This is a genomic window from Streptomyces sp. NPDC021020, from assembly GCF_044333285.1.
Classification (GTDB): Bacteria; Actinomycetota; Actinomycetes; order Streptomycetales; family Streptomycetaceae; genus Actinacidiphila.
In genome coordinates, this window is the sequence record NZ_JBIRQQ010000005.1 from 436108 (window position 1) to 455718 (window position 19611).

Genomic DNA, 19611 nt, shown 5'->3' on the forward strand with positions numbered 1-19611 from the left:
ACCCGCGCGATGACGTCGGCGTCCGCGGCTCCCGCCGCGCGCACGATGACGCTGCCTTCCCCCGAATCCTTCACGCGCGCGACCGTACTCTTCCGAGTGCCTCGGGCTCCACCGGTTAACCCGCCGGGGTGCCGCTTTCCGCCGCCGCGGGACCGTTCCCTTCCGCTGTGGCTGGTCGCGCAGTTCCCCGCGCCCCTGAAAAACGCTCACCCCGCGGGGTGAGGGCACCCACCAGGGGCGCGGGGAACTGCGCGACCAGCCCCCACCGGGCGGAAAGGCGGCATGCCACGCCAAGTGGCAATCACCCAGGGGCGCGGGGAACTGCGCGCGCAACCACCCACCGGCGGAAGATCGCGGCGCCTGCCGTCAGAGGCAGCTCGGAGCGCCCCCCCGCTAGAGATCAGCCGCGTGGATGTGCACCGGCAACTCCTGGCGGGAGATCGCCGTCCGCTCGAAGGGCAGGCCGATCTTCTCCGCGACGCGCCGCGACGGCGCGTTCTCGGGGCGGATGATCGCGATCAGCCGCTTCGCGTCGAGCACGTCACGGGCGAAATCCCGGCAGGCGGCCGCCGCTTCCGTGGCGTATCCCTGCCCCTGGAGGGCGGCGCGGACGTGGTAGCCGACCTCGATCTCGGTGACGCCTTCGATGAGCTGCGGGGTGAGCCCGCAGTCGCCGACGAAGGCGCCGGTGTCGCGGAGGGTGACGATCCACAGGCCGTGACCCTCCTCGCGGTAGAGGCGGCGATTCCACGCGATCCAGTCGGCGGCCTCCTCCCGCGACTTGGGCTGCGGGTAGTGCCGCATGACGTCCGGGTCGCCGAGCAGCGCGGCCATCGGGTCGAGGTCGGCCTCGGTCATCTGCCGGAAGGCGAGCCGTGCGGTGGGGAGCGGCACCAGGTCCAGGGACAGCAAGAAGGCCTCCTACCGGCGGATGAGCAGCGACACTACACGCTCCGTGTACGGCGAACCGTTTTGCCCGGCGCGTCGGGGTGTGCCTAATGTCCCTCGTCATGACCGCCACGCACCCCGTCCCCGTGACCCTCACCGGCCGCACCGTCCGGCTCGAACCGCTCACGCCCGCACACCTGCCCGACCTCTTCGCCGCGGGCGGCGGGGACGAGGAGGTGTGGCGCTGGCAGGGCGGCCCCGCCCCGCGCACCCAGGACGAGCTGGCGCAGCGCCTGCGGATCGTCCTGGAGGGCCCGTACGTGCCCTTCGCCGTCGTCCACCTGCCCTCGGGCCGGGCGATCGGCTGGACGACGTACATGGACGTCGACGTCCCCAACGAGCGCCTGGAGATCGGCTGGACGTGGTACGGCCGCGCGTACTGGCGCAGCTCCGTCAACACCGAGGCCAAGCTCCTGCTGCTGACGCACGCCTTCGAGGAGCTGGGCATGGGCCGCGTCCAGCTCAAGACCGACCACCTCAACCTCCGCTCCCAGGCGGCCATCGCCCGCCTCGGCGCCCAGCGCGAGGGCGTCCTGCGCCGCCACCGCCGCCGCCCGGACGGCACGTGGCGCGACACCGTCTACTTCTCGGTCCTGGCCGACGAGTGGCCTGCGGCAAAGGCGGTCCTCCAGGCCCGCCTGGCCGCGCACGCGGGCTGAGGCTCAGCCCGCGGCCACCCCGATGTCGAGGACGTAGGAGCGCTGCCCGGCCAGGTAGACGTGGCCCGCGCGGTAGGCGATGCCCTCCGGGAAGTAGCAGGGGAAGCCGCGCGCGGCCACGAGCTTGTGGACGTCGCAGGTGTCGGAGGTGGCCGTGGCCGTGCTGGACGCGGCGACGTCGATCCGGCCGTCGTGGACGTGGACGACGTAGAGGCCGCGGCCCTTGCGCCGGAAGGTGTTCGCGTAGACGCCGCCGGCCCCGTCGCTCGCGAGGTAGGTGGCCGCGAGGTCGGCGGTCGGCACGTCCGTGCCCGCCGGCCGGGCCGGGACGGCGAGCTTGTGCGGCGCCCGCCCGTCGCCGGGCACGACGACGATGTCGGCGAGCGAGGCCGTGTCGTTGCCGGGGACCAGGAAGGCGGTGCCGTCGGGGCCGGCGGCCGACATCTGCCCGACGAAGGGTGACATGTAGTCGGCCGCGGGCTTCACCGCGGCCTGCCGGTAGCGCTGCGTCAACCGCCCGCCGCTCAGCGCCCATACGGCGGTGCCGTCCGCGATGACGACCGTGCCGTCCTTCTCCACCGCCAGCGGTGTCACCTCGCGGGTGAAGCGGAAGCCCGCCGCGGCGGCGCTCCGCGGCACCGGATCGGTGAGGGAGCGGAACGTGCCCGCCGTGCCCGCCAGTTCGGTGACCTGGCCGTCGTCCGGGTCGATCGCCACCACCTGGCCGTCCTCACCGGCGAGCATGCTGCCGTCACCGCGGAGCACGAGCCCGCTCATCCCGCGGTCCTGACGCGCCGGCCGGCCCGACTGCCGCCCGGAGACATCGGTGTACACCCCGTCCTCGCCGAGCCGGACCAGCCGCTCACCGGTGTCCACGTACACCGTCCCGTCCGCGCCGACGGCCACACCACGCGTCGCGCCGGAGTCCTCCGGCCCGATGCCCCCGTCCGCAGGCGTACGCGCGACCACCCGCGCCTGCCCGGCCTCCGGCGCCGCCGGCGGCCCGGAGTGCCCGCCGCACGCGGTCACGGCGAGCAGTACGCAGCAGGCGGCCAACGCCGCGGCGCCCCGCGTCAGCGGTGTGCCGGACGCCCTCACCGGTGGCTCACCAGGAGCCGTACCGCGTACGGTTTCTCGCCGGCGAGGACGAGTTGGCCGGCGTGGTAGGTCAGGGCTCTCGGCAGCGGGCAGGGGAAGCGAGTGGCGTCGACCGGGTCGTGGACGTTGCACGTACCGGGCTCGGCGTCGCTCGTGGAGGGCTTGGCGGACATGACCAGTGTGGTGGTGCCGTCGTGGAGGTGGAGGACGTAGTCGCCGTGGCCGGGGGAGGCCTGTGCGGCGTGGATGTAGAGGCCGTTCGCGCCGTCGGAGGTGAGCCAGGCGGGGACGAGGTCGGCGGGGCGGCCGCTGACGCCGGGGATCGAGGGAGGCAGGGGCAGGGCGGTCGGCTTGCCGTGCGGGGGGATGACGAGGACGTCGGCCAGGGTTGCGTAGTTTTCCCGCGTGCCCTGTACGTAGGCCGTGCCGTCGGCGGTCACGGAGCCGCCCGCCCCGATGAGGGTGTCGTCCTCGCCCTTGGCAGGTGCGGGCTGCTGGTAGACGCGGGTGAGGTGGCCGGCGGCCAGCGACCACAGGGCCCGGCCGTCGACGATCATGACGGTGCCGGTTGCGGACACACCGATCGGGGTGACGTCCTTGGTGAACCGGATGTCGGCGGGCGTGGCGGTGGCCGGCGCGGGCGCGGTGTAGTCGCGTGTCCGGGCGGCGTCGCCGACCAGGACCGAGGTGTCCCCGGTTCTCAGATCGAGGCGGACCACCTCGGCGCCGTGGCCGAACAGCACCGAGCCGTCCGGCATCGCCACGAGGCCCTGCGGCCCGAACGCGTCGAAGTAGGAACCGGTCGCGACGAAGGTGCTTCCCTTGCCCGCGGCGCTCAGCCCCACCATCAGCGGGCTGTTGAGCAGGTAGGTGGTCCCGGCGCTGTCGCTCGTCGCACCGAGCGGGTGGAGGGAGTCCAGGACCTGGCCGACCGTGGTGCTGCTGTCGTACGTCCCGAGCAGCACGGCCTGCCCCGGCCCGGGCGCGGACGACCCGCCGCATCCCGCCGCCGCGGCGAGACCGACCGCGAGGGCGGCCGCGACCGCCCCGCGTCGCGCCCGGCCCGTGCGCTTGAGTGCTGTGAGTCCGCCTGCGGCACCGGTGATGCCCGAGAAATCCCCCATGACGTCCCCCCGGACGGTTCGCGGCGCGGTTCGGCGTCCGTGGGTCAGCCTGCACCACGGACGGCTGTGTCCGCCGGTCCGCGGGGGGATATTTGACGTCTTCTTGTTCTTCCACCGGCTGCGGCATACGCCGGTCCCCGTATCCGCACGGAATCCGTGCATGCGGAATCCGTGCGTCCGGGATTCCCGGCCGGGTGCCTGTCCGGTGGATTGCGGTTACGGCTGCCGCAGCTCGAATTCCGGTGCGGGCTCGTGGCCGGTGTGCGCCTCCGGCGACGGCTCGCGGCGCAGGGCGCGCAGGCCGCGGATGCCGAGGACGCCGATCGCGGTGCCGAGGACCGTGGAGACCACCGCGAGGGTGAGGTGGATCCAGAAGTAGGCGGTGGGCGACCCGTGGTCGCCGTGGTGGAAGGCCAGGCCGCTGGTGTCCTTCCACAAATTCTTGACAAAGGTGGTCCAGACGATCCAGGACCAGACCCCGAAGGCGGCGAGGAACCAGGAGACCGGGCGACTGAGCTTCATACGTCCCAGTATGTGCCGCCCGCCCCACGCGGCTTGCGGCGGGGGAGGGGGGCGGTCCGGGACCTGAGGGGCGCGCGGACATCTTCGCCCTGTACGTTCGGGCGGGTGCTGACGTCACTCACCGGACCTGTCCGCCCCGCGAGGCCGCGCCCCGCCCGGCGCCGCCGCGTCACGGGGGCCCTCGCGAGCCTCGCTGCCGCCGCACTGCTGGGCGGCACCGTCGGCGCGGGAACGGCGGGCGCCGCGCCCGTCCGCGCGCCCAAGACCCCGCAGCCACCGGCGCAGATGTCGACGGTCGGCGGGGACCGGCTGGGGGTGCCCGGGACCCAGGTGGACCTGTCGGGCGGCGCCCCGGCGCTGCCCGCGAAGCTGACCGCCCGCTCGTGGCTGGTCGCGGACGCCGAGACCGGCGACATCCTCGCGGAGCACAACGCGCACTGGCAGCTGGCCCCGGCCAGCACCCTGAAGATGCTCTTCGCGGACACGGTGCTGCCGAAGTTCCCGAAGACGCAGACCCACGTCGTGGCCGCGAGCGACCTCAAGGGCATGGGCGAGGGCAGCAGCCTGGTCGGTATACAGGAGAACCACCCGTATACGGTCAAGGACCTGTGGCTCGGCGTCTTCCTGCGCTCGGGCAACGACGCGGTGCACGTCCTGGCGGCGATGAACGGCGGCGTGCCGAAGACGGTGGCCGACATGAACGCCATGGCCAAGGAGCTGCAGGCGGGCGACACCAATGTCGTCACGCCGGACGGCTACGACGAACCGGGCCAGCACAGCAGTGCTTACGACCTGACGCTCTTCGCCCGCCAGGGCCTGCTGAACGCCGACTTCCGCGCGTACTGCTCGACGGTCGTCGCGCAGTTCCCCGGTGACTTCACCAAGGACAAGAAGACCGGCAAGAAGGTCCGCGGGTCCTTCCAGATCCAGAACACCGACCGCCTGCTGAGCGGCGACTACGACCTGAAGCGCTACGCGGGCATCGCCGGTGTGAAGAACGGCAACACCACGAACGCGGGCGCCACCTACACCGGTGTCGCGCAGCGCAACGGCCGGACGCTGCTGGTCACGGTCATGAACCCGGCCCCCGGCCACAACAACGTCTACCGCGAGGCCGCCTCGCTGCTGGACTGGGGCTTCAAGAGCGGCGCCACGGCCAAGCCGGTCGGCACGCTGGTGCCGCCGCTGAGCCAGGTCAGGGCGTCGCAGGAGGCCGCGGCCTCGGCCAGCGCGGCCGCGAAGGCGCCGGGCAAGCACGTGGACGCCTCGGCGAGCGCGACCTCGTCCTCCGGCGGCGGCGTCTGGACGGCCGCGGGCATCGCGCTCGGCACGGTCGTGGTGCTGGGCGCGATCGTGGCCGTCATCCGCCGCAGGCGCCCGCTGCCGGGAACGGCGGGCGGGTCCGGCATCGGGTCGGGCGAGCCGCGCACCCCGGGCGGCGCGGGCGGCGGGCGGCGCCGCAGCCACCGCAGACGCTGAGCCCCGCGGGGCCGGAGAGGGGCTGACGGCCCGGCCGTCAGCCCAGCTCGCGGGTCATGAAGGTGCTGTACGGGTCGGGCCGGTAGTCGCCGAAGGGCGGGCATTCGGTGAAGCCGAACTTGGCGTAGAGGCGGCGCGCGGGCAGGAACGGCTCGTCGCTGCCCGTCTCCAGGCTCAGCCGGGTGAAACCCATTCCGGCGGCCTCGTCGAGGATGTGCGTGAGCAGCAGCGACGCGATGCCGCCGCGCTGCCGCGCGGGCCGGGTGCGCATCGACTTCAGCTCGGCGTGCCGCGCGTCGAGCGCCTTGAGGGCGCCGCAGCCGACGAGCGGGCCGCTGCCGCCCTCGCCGTCCCGTACCGACCAGAAGGTGACGCCGGGCGCGCGCAGGGCGTCCAGGTCGAGGGCGTGGGTGCTCTCGGGCGGCGAGAGGGAGCGCATGTGCGCCAGGTGCTCGTGGAGGAAGGCGGCTATCTCGGGGCCCGAGAGGTCGTCGGTCGCGATGTGCATGCGGTGCGGGTCTTTCGTCCGTCGTTCGTCTGCCGCGTCGTGCGGGCGGACCGGCCCGGGGCGCGGGCGGCCTGCCTGAATTCTCCCCTCCGTTTGTTACGGGCGGATCTCGCGGGCTTCCCCCGGCGGCGGCGACTTCTTCCAGCGGGTCGCCCCGCCGCCCTCCTCGGGGAGCGGCGGGTGGGGGCCGAGCGGCTCGGGCGGGTAGCGCGGGGTGACGGTCCAGGCGGCGCAGAACAGCAGCAGCTTGGCCATGAAGTTGAACCACAGCAGCAGCGCGATGGGCGTGCCGAAGGCCCCGTAGATGTTGCGCCCGGCGACGCGCTGGAGGTAGCCGGACAGGGCGACCTTCAGGATCTCCAGCCCGGCCGCCCCGATCGTCGCGGCCACCACCACGGCCTGCCGGGGCGGGTCCACGCCGGGTGTGAGGGTGAGCAGGTAGACCAGGATGAGGAAGTCGGCGACCACCGCCAGCAGGTAGCCGACGACGGTCAGCGCGATGCGCCCGGCGCCGTGCTCCGACAGGCCGATGTGGTCGGCGGACCAGTTGACCGCGGCCGTCGCGAAGCCGGACGCGCCGAGCGAGACGAGCACCGCGACGCCGAGCCCGACCAGGATCACCCCGTCGGTGAGCTTGGCCTTCACCGGGTTCGGGTGCACGTCGTCCTTGCGCCACACCGCGCGCAGGCAGTCCCGCAGCGAGCTGACCCAGCCGATACCGGTGAAGAGCAGCACGCCGGACGCGATGAGGCCGACCGTGCCGGCGTTGGCGACCAGGCCGTGGATGTCGATCTGGTCGGCGATGCCGGGGATCTGGTCGATGAGCTTGTTCTCCAGCCGGTTCAGCTGCCCCTGCGACAGCAGGGCCGCGCCCACCGCGGCCGCGACCGTGATCAGCGGGAAGAGCGCCAGGAAGCTCGTGAAGGTCATCGCGGCCGCCAGCCGCGTCCAGTGCACGTCCTGGAGGTGGTCGAAGGCGCGGTAGGCGTGGGTGCGCATCGCGCGCTCGACGCGCGACTTGAGGTGGCGGTCGTACCACGGCCCGAGCCGCGGACCGATCCACGGGATACGGGTCAGCCAGTCCATGTCGGTCGGCTACCCTCGTCGGCCCGCCGCACGCCGCGACTGCGCCGGGTGGCGGTACGGAAGACCAGCGTGCGGGTGCCCCAGAAGCGCAGCGCGGTCGCCAGCGCCATGCCGACGACCCCGCCCGAGACGACGTCGGCGCGCGCACCGGTGAGGCCCAGCGCGTAGTGCGACACGGCCAGGCAGAGCAGCTGCACGCCCGCGCCCGCCGCGTTGACGGCGAAGAAGACGCCGTAGCGGCGCACCCGCGGAGTGGCCAGGACGCGGCGCCGGTACGTACCCAGCGCGTTGCCGTTGTACGCCACGCCGCATCCGGCGAGGAAGGACAGCGCCTTGGCGGAGAGCGGGCCGAGCCCGGCGTGGCCGCGCAGCCAGATGAAGAGGGCCAGGTCCGCGGCATAGGCGGCGCCCCCGGAGAGGGCGAATCCGGCGATCTCCGGGAGCATGGCGCGCAGCCGCGCGGGGAAGAGGACGGCGATTCCCCCGGCGGGGCGGCGCGGGCGCCCGCGCGAACGGCGCGGCAATGTACGCCGGGTGAGCCGGAATCCGGTGCCGTGGCGCCGCAGGTCCGGCAGGTGGCGCCGGTGGGCCCGCCGCGTGGCGATACGCGGCGGGCGGCGCAATGTGCGCCGGGTTTGTACGCCGCGCCCGCTCACCTGTTGACCGCGGCGAGCACGTACAGCGCCCCCCATGCCAGTCCGATCACCACCAGGGCGCGGTCGCGCAGCAGTACGTCCTCGGGCGCCCCGGCCGACCCGGCGTCGGCGAAGACGGCGTAGCGCAGCACCGCGAGGATGAAGGGCACCATGGACAGCTGGCGCCAGGGCAGCAGCCCCGACGGCCGCGCCCCGGTCTCCATCGCCCACAGGCAGTAGGCCAGCACCCCGACGCCCGCCGCGAGCTGCCACACGAAACGCAGGTAGCCCGAGGTGTACGCGCCGAGCAGCGCGCGGGAGGCGGCCACGTCGCCGTCCTGACCGGACATCAGCACCAGCTCCGAATACCGCTTGGCGGCGACGACGAAGAGGGCGCAGAAGCCGGACGTGATCAGGAACCAGCGCGACAGCCCGATGCCGAGGGCGATGCCGCCCGCCATGGCGCGCATCAGGAAGCCGGTGGTGACGATCACCAGGTCGACGACCAGCATGTGCTTGAGCCACACGCAGTAGGCCAGCTGCATCAGCACGTAGCCCGCGAGCAGCCCGGCGGTGTCGGCGCCGCAGGTGAGGGCGGCGGTCACGGGCGCGGCCACGGCGAGCGCGCCGCCCGTGGCGTATGCGGCGCCGACCGGCACCTGCCCGCAGGCCACCGGGCGGCGGCGCTTGACCGGGTGGGCCCGGTCGGCCTCGGCGTCCCGGGCGTCGTTGATCAGGTAGACGGCGGACGCGCACGCGGTGAACAGCACCAGGACGACGCCGAGCCGCACGCACTCGCCCGCGGTCAGCAGCCGCCCGGCGGCGAAGGGCGCGGCCAGGACCAGCCCGTTCTTGACCCACTGCCGCGGCCGGGCAGTCCGCACCAGCCCCGCGGACAGCCCCCCCGGCACCCGCCCCACCCCGAGCCCCGCAACCCCCGCACCCCCCGTCGTCTCCTCGACCAGCACAGCGGACGGCTCACCCACGCCCCCCACCCCCTCGCCCACGCATGCCTGCGGCGCTGGGCAATATGCGGGCGATTCGCGGCAGTACGTGCCGGGCCGCGTCGCGCAGGGCGTCCGGGACGCCCGGGCGCTCACCGGCGACCCACGCCCGGGCCGCCCGCGCGGCGACCGCGCCCAGCAGCGCGCCGCCCGCGACGTCGCTCGGGTAGTGGACCCCGGCGACGAGCCGCGACACGCATATGGCGGCGGCGAGCACGGGCACGGTGGCTGCTCCCGGCAGCAGCGCCCCGAAGGCGACGGCCGCGGCGGCCGAACTCGCGGCGTGCGAGCTGGGGAAGGAGTGGCGCCCGGCGGTCCGCACCAGCGGCGCCTCGCCGACCAGCGGCCGGGGCCGCCGTACGACCCGCTTGACGCCCATGCTCGCGAGGTGCGCCCCCGCGACCAGGGCCGTGGCCCGCGCCCAGGCAGCGCGCCGCTCCGGGTCGGCGACCGCGCCCGCCGCCCCCGCGGCGAGCCAGACGGCGCCGTGCTCCCCGGCGAGCCCGAGGACGCGTACGGCGGCGGCGACCCGCGGGTCCCGCCCACCGGCCCGCAGGCCCACCAGCAGCCGCCGTTCGGCCCGCACGGCGTCGCGCACGACCCGCCGGGCACGCCCGGCAGGCGCGTCGTCCCGCCCGGCGGACCAGACAAGCGCGAGGTGCGGCCGAGCGGCCGCGGGCTGCCAGGCGTCCGGCGCCGCTGGAAGTGGCGCGTCCGCGCGCAGCGGTGGCCGTCCCGTTCCGCCGGGGGGCTGCGGCGCGGGCCCTGACGGGGCCTCCGACGGCCGGGCGGTCGGCGCGGGCGGGGCGACAGCGCTCGGGTCGGGGTGTCGAGCGGGCGGCGCGGGCGGCGCCGCAGCTCCCGGCGTCGGCTCGGGCTCCGGGCTGGATATCGAGGTGCTGCCGCGGGGTGCGGCGGAGTCGGACGGGCGCATCGGCGGTCTCTCCCTCCGCAGGGGGTGGGGCGGGCGGCGGTGCCACCTCGGCCCGGTCCCGCAGGAGGTCCGCGGGGCCGTTCGTGCGCGCCGGGCGCCCGCGGCAGGCGAATCGTCGCCGCGTGGTGCGTCCAGCCCCGAGTGATTACCGTGCGGGGCCACCGCTCACGCCGGACCGCTCGCCCTTTACGGTGAGAAGCCTGTGCATAACCCCCTTTTGGTATCTTCCGGGCGATACGGTCAGCGATATGCCCGTACCCTTGGCCGCCGAGGCCGTCCCCGTCACCGGCTGGGGCCGCACCGCTCCCACCTCCGCCCAGGTGCTGCGCCCCGGGTCGTACGAGGAGGCGGTGCGCGCCGTGCGCGAGTGCGGCGGGCGCGGCGCGATCGCCCGCGGGCTCGGCCGGGCGTACGGGGACGCCGCGCAGAACGCGGGCGGCGCGGTCCTGGACATGACGGGCCTGGACCGCATCCACGAGATCGACGCCGTCGGCGGCCTGGTCACGTGCGACGCGGGCGTGTCGCTGCACCGCCTGATGCAGGTGCTGCTGCCGCTCGGCTGGTTCGTGCCGGTCACCCCCGGCACGCGGTACGTGACGGTCGGCGGCGCGATCGGCGCCGACATCCACGGCAAGAACCACCACCTGTCCGGCTCCTTCACCCGCCATGTCCGCGCGTTCGAACTGCTCACCGGCGACGGCGAGACCCGGGTCGTGACCCCGGACGACGAGCCCGACCTCTTCTGGGCCACCGCGGGCGGCATGGGCCTGACGGGCGTGATCCTCGCGGCCACGATCGCGCTGCTGCCGGTCGCGACCGCGTTCATGTCCGTCGACACCGAGCGCGCCACCGACCTCGACGACCTGATGGCCCGGCTCGCCGCCGACGACCACCGCTACCGCTACTCCGTCGCCTGGATCGACCTGCTCGCCCGCGGCGCGAAGACCGGCCGCGCGGTCCTGACCCGCGGTGACCACGCCCCGCTCGACGCGCTGCCGCCCCGGCTGCGCCGCGAACCGCTCGCCTTCCGCCCCGCCACCCGGCTCCCCGCCGCCCCCCGCTTCACCCCCGGCGGGCTGCTGGGCCGCCGCAGCGTGGGCCTGTTCAACGAGTTCTGGTACCGCAGGGCGCCCCGCGAGCAGCGCGGCCGGATCCAGAAGCTCTCCGCCTTCTTCCACCCGCTGGACGGCCTGCCCGAGTGGAACCGCGTCTACGGGCCCGGCGGCTTCGTCCAGTACCAGTTCGTCGTGGGCTACGGCGAGGAGGACGCGCTGCGCCGTATCGTGCGGCGGATCGGCTCGCGCCGCTGCCCGTCCTTCCTCGCCGTCCTCAAGCGCTTCGGCGAGGCCGACTCCGGGTGGCTGTCCTTCCCGGTGCCCGGCTGGACGCTCGCCCTCGACATCCCGGCGGGTCTTCCGGGCCTGGCCGCCTTCCTCGACGAGCTGGACGACGAGGTCGCCGCGGCCGGCGGCCGGGTCTACCTCGCCAAGGACGCCCGGCTGCGCCCCGACGTCCTGGCCCGCATGTACCCGCGGCTCGACGACTTCCGCGAGCTGCGCGCCCGTGTCGACCCGCGCCGCGCCATCACCTCCGACCTCGCCCGCCGGCTGGGCGTATGAGGCCGGGAACCACCGCGAAGCCCACCGTGTTGAGGGAGAAGCCATGAAGGACGCCTTCGGTGCCCCGCAGTCCCTGCTGGTGCTGGGCGGCACGTCGGAGATCGGCCTGGCGACCGCGCGCCGGCTGATCGCCCGCCGTACGCGCACGGTCTTCCTCGCCGGGCGCCCGTCCGAGCAGCTGGAGGCGGCGGCGCAGTCGCTGCGCGCGCTCGGCGCGGGCGTCACGACGGTGGAGTTCGACGCGCTCGACCCGGCCTCGCACGAGGTGACGCTCGGCAAGGTCTTCGCCGAGGGCGACATCGACATGGTGCTGCTCGCCTTCGGCGTGCTCGGCGACCAGGCGCGCGACGAGCAGGAGCCGCTCGCGGCCGTGCACGTCGCGCAGGTCAACTACACCGGCGCGATCTCCGCCGCCCTCGTCGGCGCGGCCGCCCTCCAGGCGCAGGGCCACGGCTCGCTCGTCGTGCTCTCCTCCGTCGCGGGCGAGCGCGCCCGCCGCGTCAACTTCATCTACGGCAGCAGCAAGGCGGGCCTGGACGCCTTCTGCCAGGGCCTGGCCGACGCGATGCACGGCTCGGGGGTGCACGTCATGGCGGTGCGGCCCGGCTACGTCCACACCCGGATGACCGCGGGTCTGCCGCCCGCCCCGCTGGCCACCACCCCGGAGGCGGTGGCCGCCGCGATCGAGACGGGCCTGCGCCGCCGCAGCACGACGATCTGGGTCCCGGGCACCCTGCGCGCGGTCATGACGGCCGTCCGCCACCTCCCGCGCCCGCTCTTCCGCCGACTGCCCGTCTGAGACGGCGTTCGAGAGCCGCCCGTCCGGGGGCTTTCCGTCCGAGAGCTTCCCCCGTTTCCGGAATTGCCGATATTTCGGACCGCCGGAATCCGGCCACGGAACGGCCTGAATTCGTCGTGCCGACGGGCCGTCAGCAGCGCCAGGATGAGGGCTGTTTGTGCCGGGCTTTCCGTAGTTTTGGTGCGCCGGTGCTTTGCCGCATTCGCTATTCCCGAAATCGCCGATCGCCGATCGGCCGGTGGTATCGTGCACGGCGTCGTGCGCACCGGGTTACGGATGGGATGCACGCGTTCAAAGGTTCACGTGTCAACGCTCCCCAGGTTTGGGCCTCCACAGTGCAGTCTCGGTCATGAAGCGGCGCCCGTTATCACCGCGCCCACCGGCACGAACTCCCTCTGACCGGCAGCGCAATCCCGGCGCCGACCGCGGATTCGCCCCCCACGGCGTGAACAGCTCCCATCGGCCCGACCGGCCCGGCCGACCCGCGCGGAATTCCCGGGCGGCCGCGACCTTCCCGTTCACCTGACCACGCCGTACAAGGACCCCCCATGATCGAGCCACTGGTGACCACCGCCGCGCTGCTGGGCGGCGGTTTCGCCGCCTCGGCGGCCGGCCTCGTCGCGCAGACGCGCGCCAAAAGGGCCGCCAACACCCGTGCGGGACAGCTTCAGGAGCGCCTGCGGGCGTCCGAACAGGCCGTCACCCTGAAGACCGGCGAGTTGGAGGAGCGCGCCCGCGCCGCCGAGCAGGCCGCGGGCAGACGGGCCGACGACCTGGCGGAGCGGCTGCGCGAGGCCGAGCGGCACGCCGCCGCGCTCTCCGCGGAGATCGAGCACCTGGCCAAGGTCAGGCTGCCCGCGCTGGTCGACACCCAGGCCCGCGGCCACCGCGGCATCACCCTCCCCGGGCTGCTCGACGACTCCCTCGAGGGGATGCCGGTCGACGGCCACCACCGCACCGTCCTCGACCTGTGCTCCGAGGCGATAGGCCTGACCCGCGAGTCCATAGGCCTCGCGGCCCGCGCCTCGGTGCGCGACCTCGTCGACGAGGCGCAGACGTACCTCGTGCGCTGCCAGATGGCGGTCATCGACGAGATGAACAAGGTCCCCGAGGCGACCGCCTTCCAGCAGGGGCTGATGAACATCGACCACCCGCTCACCCGCTCCGTGCACACCCTCCAGCGGCTGCGCATCCTCGCCGGGTCCTGGCCCGGACTCCAGCGCGCCGACTGCACGTTCGCCGAGATCGTGGAGTCCGCCCGCGGCCGTATCGACGCCTACCAGCGCGTCCACTACACCCACGAGCCGATCAGCGGCGGGGTGTGGGTGGAGGGCCGGGTCGTCGAGCCCGTCACCATCGCGCTCACCGAGCTGCTGTCCAACGCCGCCTCCTACTCCGACGGCAAGGTGCTCGTCGAGGTGCAGCAGACGCAGACCGGCTGGGTCGTCGTCGTCGACGACAGCGGCCTGAACATGAGCCCCCAGCAGCGCACCGAGGCCGAGCGGCTGCTGGCGCAGCAGACCGTGCTGGACGTCACGACCGTCCCCGACACCCTCAGCCTCGGCTTCCCGGTGATCGGCCGGCTCATGGCCGCGTACGGCTTCCGCGTCGACGTCAGCTCCACCTCCCCGTACGGCGGTGTCCGCGCGGTGCTGAACGTGCCCCGTGAACTGCTGGGCAGCGGGCCGACGGAGGAGGAGCAGCGGGCCGAACGGCGCGAGGCCCGCGCCGCGATGGGCGTGCCCGTGCTCGATGAGGCCCCCGCGGGCGGCGGCCGCACGGAGAGCAGCGTCGGCCTGCCGCAGCGCCGCAGGCGCCGGCCCCGGGCCGCGGACCCCGCCGCCGGGCGCGTCGCCGAACCGGCCCCGCAACAGGACCCCGAGGCGTTCAGCGAGGGCTTCGCCGGTCTGGCGGCGGCCATCCGCGACGGCGAGGACCAGCACACCGAAGGAGAGCGCAGCGATGACTGAGCAGCAGCCCACCGCCGACACCCACGACATGAGCTGGGTGCTGGAGCACCTCAGGAAGGAGAAGGGCGTCCTGCACGCGGTGCTCTTCTCCGCCGACGGCCTGGTCCTCGCGGCCACCTCGGACATCGAGCGCCCCGTCGCCGAGCGGACCGCCGCCAACGCGTGCGCCGCCTTCGCGCTGGGCCGCAGCATCAGCGAATTCGCCGAGATCGAGGGCACCTCGCCGCACCGCATCATCATCGACCTGCCCGACCACTGCATCCTGGTCTTCAGCGCCGGCCACGGCACCGCCCTCGCGGTCGCCGTGGACGCCGAGATGACCAGCCCCGAGGTGGCCGTGGCCTCCGCGGCGACCATCAAGGCGATCAACGGGCTGCGCGACGCCCTCTCGGCCCGCGAGCGCAGGCGGGCCGCGGACGCGCCGGGGGCGGCCACGTCATGACGCCGCGAGGCCGCCGCCGCACCGGGATGGTGCGCCCGTACACACCGGCGGAGGGGCATGCCGCGCCCACCCGCCGGTCGCTGGACCTGGCGACGATCCTGATCGCCGACCGCGAGATGCCCCTGCGCGGCCTGGGCCCGCACGCCTACCGCGTCATGCAGCACTGCCTGCCGGGGGCGCTGTCGGTGGCCGAGGTCAGCGCCGACCTCCAGTTGCCCGGGGCCGTCACGAAGGTGATCGCCGCGCATCTGGTCGACAGCGGCCACCTCATCGCCCGCAACCCGGCGCCCGCGGCTCAGAAGCACGACAGGGCGCTGCTGGAGAGGATGCTCAATGCACTCCAAGAGCTCTGACGGCCACTACCTCGACGCCGGGGTGACCCCGGTCAAGCTGGTCGTGATGGGGCCCTTCGCCGTCGGCAAGACGACCTTCGTCGGGGCGGTCTCGGAGATCGCCCCGGCGTCGACGGAGGAGAGGCTCACCCGGGCGGGCGAACTCGTCGACGACCTGCGCGGCCTGGAGGACAAGGACACCACCACCGTCGCCCACGACTTCGGCCGCCTCACCCTCACCGACGACATCGTGCTCTACCTGTTCGGCACCCCCGGCCAGCCGAGGTTCGCCTCGATGATCGAGGACCTGATGTACGGGGCGCTCGGCGGCGTCGTCCTGGTCGACACCCGGCGCGTCGCCGAGTCCTGGGACGCCATGGAGCGCCTGGAGGAGGCCGGGATCTCCTACGTCCTGGCCGTCAACGAATTCCCGAACGCCCCGCGCTACACCGAGGCCGAGCTGCGCACCGCGCTCGACCTGGACCCCTGGACGCCGCTGGTGACGTGCGACGTCCGCGAGCGCGACTCGGCCAAGTCCGTGCTCGTCGCGCTCGTCTCCCACCTGCTGTCCCGTTCCAGCCTGGAGCCCGCCTCATGACCAGCGCTCCCGAAGCGACCAGCGTTCCCCAAACGACCGGCGCCCCCGAAGCGACCGGCGCCCCCGAACTGCCGCTGTCCGCGAAGGGGTGCCCCGTGCTGCACGGCGAGTCGTTCGCCACGCGCTCGGCCGAGGTCTACGCGCAGTTGCGCGCGCAGGGCGCGGGCGCCTGGGCGGAGATCGCCCCCGGGGTGCACGCGCTCGTCGTCACCGGCCGCCGCGCCGCCGTCGACATGCTCAACGACCCGGCCGTCTACGCCAAGGACTCCCGGCTGTGGGCCGACCTCAACGCCGGGAAGGTCCCGCAGGACAGCCCCGTCCTGCCGCTCATGGCCTGGCGGGCCTCCGTGCTGTACGCCGACGCCGAGGACCACACCCGGCTGCGCTGGGCGCTGGACGACTGCATCGCCCGGATCAGCCCGCACCGGCTGCGCGAGGTCACCCGGCGCAGCGCGCTGACCCTGGTCTCGCGGGTCGCGGAGCAGGGCGCGGCCGACATGATGGCCGACTTCGCCGACACCCTGCCGCTCATGGTCTTCGCCGACCTGCTGGGCTGCACCTCCGAGATGGCCACCCGCATGGTGCGCCTCGCCCAGCAGATGATCAGCGCGGGCCCGGAGGCCGCGCAGGGCGCCGTCGACTACGCCGGGCTGCTGTACGAGCTGATCCAGCTGCGCCGCGTCCAGCCGGGCGACGACCTCACGTCCTGGCTGCTCGGCCACGACGCGAAGCTCAGCGACGAGGAGACCCTCAACCAGCTCTACACGACCGTCGGCGCGGGCGTCATCCCCACCGCCGCGTGGATGGGCTGGGCGCTGCACCTGCTGCTGGGCGACGACTCCTACGCGGGCACGCTCGCGGCCGGCACGGTGACGGTGCGCCGCGCGCTGGAGAAGGCGCTGTGGGTGCGCAGCCCGATGGCGAACTTCTCCGTCCACTTCGCCCGCAAGGACACCACCCTGCACGGGATCGCGGTGCCCGGCGGCGTACCGATCCTCGTCAGCCACGCCGCGGCGAACACCGACCCCGGGCTGCCCGCCGACCTCGGCTACGAGAACCGGTCCCACCTCGCGTGGTCGGCCGGACCCCACCGCTGCCCGGCCATCAGCCAGGCCACCGTGATCGCCCAGACCGGCATCGAGACGGCACTCGACCAGCTGTGGGACATGCAACTGGCCGTGACGGACGACGAGATCCAGCTCCGCCACGGCCCCTTCCACCAGTGCCCGGTCGCGATGCCCGTGACGTTCCGCCCGAAGTCCGCAGCGGCCATCCGGGCCGCCGCAACCGATGGAGGTACACCGTGACCAGCAGCACCACCGGTACCGACGTGACGCTCGACGCGAGCGGCGGGACCCGCCTCTACGCGCAGGCGGACGAACTCCGCGCGGCCGGACCCGCCGTGCGCGTGGCGCTCCCCGAGGGTGTGACGGCCTGGTCCGTCACCCGCGGCGACGTCATACGCAGGCTGCTCAGCGGCGACCAGCTCTCCAAGGACGCCCGCAGGAGCTGGCCCGGCTACGTCCCCGGCGCCATCCCGTGGCTCTACTCCTGGGTCGACGTCAAGAGCATGTTCACCTCCGACGACCCCGACCACCAGCGGCTCAAGCAGCTCATCAGCCGCGCCTTCACCCCGCGCCGCATCGAGGCGATGCGCCCGGTGCTCCAGGGCATCGTCACCGACCTGCTGGACGGCCTGGAGCGGCGCGAGCGCGAGGCCCCCGGCTCCCTGTACGACCTGCGCGCCGACTTCGCCTACCAGGTGCCGACCCGGCTGATCTGCGACCTCTTCGGCGTCCCCGACGACCAGCGCCCCGCGATGCTGGACGTCATCGACCGCGTCCTGACGATGAGCGGCGCCACCCAGGAGGAGGGCCAGGCCATCAACCGGGACATGGGCGCCGCCATGTACCGGCTGCTGGAGACCAAGCGGCAGGCGCCGGGCGACGACATGACCAGCCTGCTGCTGGGCGCCCACGAGGAGGACGGCGACCGGCTCGACGAGAACGAGCTGATCTCGACCCTCATCCTGATGATCGGCGCGGGCAGCGAGACCGCCGTGGCGATGATCAGCCACGCGATACGGATGATGATCGCCCACCCCGAGCAGCTCGCCGCCGTCCGCCGCGACCCGGCCCGCTGGACGGACGTGATCGAGGAGACGCTGCGGCTGCACCCGCCGATCATGCACATGCCCCTGCGGTACGCGACCGCCGACATCGACCTCGGCGAGGGCGCCGTCATCCGCACCGGCGACGCGGTCATCATCGGCTTCGGCGCCCACGGCCGCGACCCGGGCGTGCACGCGTCCGCGGACAGCTTCGACATCGACCGCGAGGACAAGAGCCACCTCACCTTCGGCTACGGCATGCACTACTGCATGGGTGCGCCGCTGGCCAAGCTGGAGGGCGAGGTCGCCCTCCCCGCCTTCTTCGCGCGCTTCCCGGACGCCTCGGTCGAGGCGGACGCCGCCGCGCTGGTGCCGCAGCCGTCGTTCATCGGCAACGACATGTCCCGCGTCCCGATCCGCCTCGGCGCCCCCGCCGCTTCGCGGAGCTGAATCCCGCGCCGGGCCCTCCCGAGTCCTCGGGCGGGCCCGGTGTGACATTCTCTGACGTGACGTCAATCTCATTTCTGCGTAAGTCGATTACTTACGTACGCCGCACAGGTCGTTGCTAAGTCGGAGTTTCGTTCTTCCGGATATCGGACGCCCGGCGGCGGAATTCTTCACGGAACCTTGACAACCGGGCGGGAAACCGTACGCATTGGGCCTGCGTGTATAGTGACGCGTCGTCGCCGACGACTCGCACGAACGGATCGGTGCACGGACCAGTCGGTCCGGCCCGATTCCCGTACTCGTATTTCCGCAACCGGGGGGCATTGCCTTGCGCGTCCGTATCACCACCACCCTCACCGTCGCCGCCGCGGTCATAGCCGGCAGCGCGCTCCTCACCGCGTGCAACGACGACGACTCGTCGTCCGACGCGCCCTCCAGCCCGTCCGCGACCGCCCCGGCCACGACGGACGCGCCCACCACGGACGCCCCCGCCCCGACCGACTCCGCCACCGACGCAGGCGGCGACACCGCGGCCCAGGGCAAGCCCGTCACCGTCAACAAGTCCTTCACGGACGACGTGATGGGCGAGAAGGCGACGGTCATCAGCTACATCTCGGGCTTCCAGCCCTCCGCCGCCTCGAAGGGCAAGTTCTCCGCGCTGGAGGACGAGAACGTCGTCCTGGTCAACGTCAAGGTCACCGCGAGCTCCAAGTATTACGACAGCTTCGGCGCCACGTCCTTCTACCTGACGAACCAGTCGAACGGCATCGACCAGGCCAGCACCACAATCCTCGACGACGACATCAAGGCGGCGGGTTACACCCCCCTGGAGGACGCGTCGACGGGCAAGACGACGACCGGCTGGGTCGTCTTCACCCCGAAGAAGACCGAGACCTCTCTCGTCCTGCGCTACAAGCGCCTCGCGGCGAACGCGTCGGACGGCACGAAGATCACGGCGAAGAACTTCGACATCCCGATGAAGTAACCGCCCCCGCACGCGCTGCGGCCCCGCTCCCCGGAATCGCCCGGGCGGCGGGGCCGTGGCCTTTTCCGGCGGAGGCTGTCAGACGTCCCCGAAGTCGCCCTGCCGGACGGCGCTGACGAAGGCGTGCCAGGCGGAGGTGCCGAAGGTGAGGGCGGGGCCCTCGGGGTCCTTGGAGTCGCGCACGGGCACGATGCCGGGGAACCCCGGGGCTACTTCGACGCACGCGCCGCCGTTGCCGGCGCTGTAGCTGCTCTTGATCCACGCGGCGGTGGTGAGGTCGGAAGCGGTGTTCATTGCGTGCCCCCTTGGCGG

At 73.5% G+C, this 19611-nt stretch carries 20 protein-coding genes and 1 pseudogene; 11 read left to right on the forward strand and 10 right to left on the reverse strand.

The window, feature by feature from the left end; translation table 11 throughout:
- Positions 1-393: 393 nt before the first annotated feature.
- Entirely contained in the window at positions 394-912 is a 519-nt protein-coding gene (locus ACH4SL_RS17175) for a GNAT family N-acetyltransferase (protein WP_398446109.1), read from the reverse strand.
- Between the two features lie 98 nt (positions 913-1010).
- Between ACH4SL_RS17175 and ACH4SL_RS17180 the strand changes: the two genes are divergently transcribed.
- Complete coding sequence (locus ACH4SL_RS17180; protein ID WP_398446112.1) at positions 1011-1607, forward strand: GNAT family N-acetyltransferase; 597 nt, start codon at positions 1011-1013, stop codon at positions 1605-1607.
- A gap of 3 nt (positions 1608-1610) precedes the next feature.
- On the opposite strand, the gene ACH4SL_RS17185 is transcribed toward ACH4SL_RS17180, so the two are convergent.
- The 3 genes from ACH4SL_RS17185 to ACH4SL_RS17195 form a co-directional block, all read right to left on the reverse strand.
- The gene (locus tag ACH4SL_RS17185; RefSeq protein WP_398446114.1) at positions 1611-2705 is read right to left on the reverse strand and encodes a hypothetical protein; all 1095 of its coding nucleotides are present in this window, start codon (positions 2703-2705) and stop codon (positions 1611-1613) included.
- Positions 2702-3829 (reverse strand): hypothetical protein, encoded by a 1128-nt coding sequence (locus ACH4SL_RS17190; RefSeq protein WP_398446116.1) that lies wholly within the window; start codon positions 3827-3829, stop codon positions 2702-2704. Before ACH4SL_RS17190 ends, ACH4SL_RS17185 begins: the two co-directional genes overlap by 4 nt.
- A gap of 216 nt (positions 3830-4045) precedes the next feature.
- Positions 4046-4351: an SCO4848 family membrane protein gene (locus ACH4SL_RS17195; RefSeq protein WP_398446118.1), complete on the reverse strand. Its 306-nt coding sequence runs from the start codon at positions 4349-4351 to the stop codon at positions 4046-4048.
- A gap of 105 nt (positions 4352-4456) precedes the next feature.
- Between ACH4SL_RS17195 and ACH4SL_RS17200 the strand changes: the two genes are divergently transcribed.
- Positions 4457-5830, forward strand: a complete 1374-nt coding sequence (locus ACH4SL_RS17200) for a D-alanyl-D-alanine carboxypeptidase family protein (RefSeq protein WP_398446120.1) — start codon at positions 4457-4459, stop codon at positions 5828-5830.
- A 37-nt stretch (positions 5831-5867) separates the two neighbouring features.
- Here ACH4SL_RS17200 and ACH4SL_RS17205 read toward each other — a convergent pair whose 3' ends face one another.
- The 5 genes and pseudogenes from ACH4SL_RS17205 to ACH4SL_RS17225 form a co-directional block, all read right to left on the reverse strand.
- Positions 5868-6338, reverse strand: coding sequence for a GNAT family N-acetyltransferase (locus ACH4SL_RS17205; RefSeq protein ID WP_398446122.1), 471 nt, complete (start codon positions 6336-6338; stop codon positions 5868-5870).
- A gap of 96 nt (positions 6339-6434) precedes the next feature.
- Positions 6435-7424, reverse strand: a complete 990-nt coding sequence (locus ACH4SL_RS17210; RefSeq protein WP_398446125.1) for a YihY/virulence factor BrkB family protein — start codon at positions 7422-7424, stop codon at positions 6435-6437.
- Positions 7412-7870 carry a GtrA family protein gene (locus ACH4SL_RS17215; protein ID WP_398446659.1) on the reverse strand — a complete coding sequence of 153 codons (459 nt, stop codon included), beginning with the start codon at positions 7868-7870 and terminating at the stop codon, positions 7412-7414. The genes ACH4SL_RS17210 and ACH4SL_RS17215 overlap by 13 nt, the downstream gene beginning before the upstream one ends.
- 206 nt (positions 7871-8076) lie before the next feature.
- Positions 8077-8979, reverse strand: a complete 903-nt coding sequence (locus ACH4SL_RS17220; RefSeq protein ID WP_398446661.1) for a decaprenyl-phosphate phosphoribosyltransferase — start codon at positions 8977-8979, stop codon at positions 8077-8079.
- A 178-nt stretch (positions 8980-9157) separates the two neighbouring features.
- A pseudogene (locus ACH4SL_RS17225) lies at positions 9158-9661 on the reverse strand (phosphatase PAP2 family protein); the annotation flags it as partial.
- Between the two features lie 584 nt (positions 9662-10245).
- On the opposite strand from ACH4SL_RS17225, the gene ACH4SL_RS17230 reads away from it, so the two are divergent.
- From ACH4SL_RS17230 to ACH4SL_RS17270, 9 genes are all read left to right on the forward strand, one after another.
- Positions 10246-11616: an FAD-binding protein gene (locus ACH4SL_RS17230; protein WP_398446127.1), complete on the forward strand. Its 1371-nt coding sequence runs from the start codon at positions 10246-10248 to the stop codon at positions 11614-11616.
- Positions 11617-11659: 43 nt separating this feature from the next.
- Positions 11660-12415: a decaprenylphospho-beta-D-erythro-pentofuranosid-2-ulose 2-reductase gene (locus ACH4SL_RS17235; protein WP_398446129.1), complete on the forward strand. Its 756-nt coding sequence runs from the start codon at positions 11660-11662 to the stop codon at positions 12413-12415.
- Between the two features lie 548 nt (positions 12416-12963).
- On the forward strand, positions 12964-14385 hold the full coding sequence (locus ACH4SL_RS17240) for a histidine kinase (RefSeq protein WP_398446131.1): 1422 nt from the start codon (positions 12964-12966) through the stop codon (positions 14383-14385).
- On the forward strand, positions 14378-14827 hold the full coding sequence (locus ACH4SL_RS17245; RefSeq protein WP_398446132.1) for a roadblock/LC7 domain-containing protein: 450 nt from the start codon (positions 14378-14380) through the stop codon (positions 14825-14827). Before ACH4SL_RS17240 ends, ACH4SL_RS17245 begins: the two co-directional genes overlap by 8 nt.
- Entirely contained in the window at positions 14824-15180 is a 357-nt protein-coding gene (locus ACH4SL_RS17250) for a DUF742 domain-containing protein (RefSeq protein WP_031516293.1), read from the forward strand. Before ACH4SL_RS17245 ends, ACH4SL_RS17250 begins: the two co-directional genes overlap by 4 nt.
- Positions 15161-15757, forward strand: a complete 597-nt coding sequence (locus ACH4SL_RS17255) for a GTP-binding protein (RefSeq protein WP_398446133.1) — start codon at positions 15161-15163, stop codon at positions 15755-15757. The genes ACH4SL_RS17250 and ACH4SL_RS17255 overlap by 20 nt, the downstream gene beginning before the upstream one ends.
- Entirely contained in the window at positions 15754-17064 is a 1311-nt protein-coding gene (locus ACH4SL_RS17260; protein ID WP_398446134.1) for a cytochrome P450, read from the forward strand. Before ACH4SL_RS17255 ends, ACH4SL_RS17260 begins: the two co-directional genes overlap by 4 nt.
- Entirely contained in the window at positions 17061-18317 is a 1257-nt protein-coding gene (locus ACH4SL_RS17265; RefSeq protein ID WP_398446135.1) for a cytochrome P450, read from the forward strand. Before ACH4SL_RS17260 ends, ACH4SL_RS17265 begins: the two co-directional genes overlap by 4 nt.
- A 325-nt stretch (positions 18318-18642) precedes the next feature.
- The gene (locus ACH4SL_RS17270) at positions 18643-19299 is read left to right on the forward strand and encodes a hypothetical protein (protein WP_398446137.1); all 657 of its coding nucleotides are present in this window, start codon (positions 18643-18645) and stop codon (positions 19297-19299) included.
- A 78-nt stretch (positions 19300-19377) separates the two neighbouring features.
- Here the strand turns inward: ACH4SL_RS17270 and ACH4SL_RS17275 are convergent, their stop codons facing one another.
- Entirely contained in the window at positions 19378-19593 is a 216-nt protein-coding gene (locus ACH4SL_RS17275; protein ID WP_398446139.1) for a DUF397 domain-containing protein, read from the reverse strand.
- Between the last annotated feature and the right edge of the window lie 18 nt (positions 19594-19611).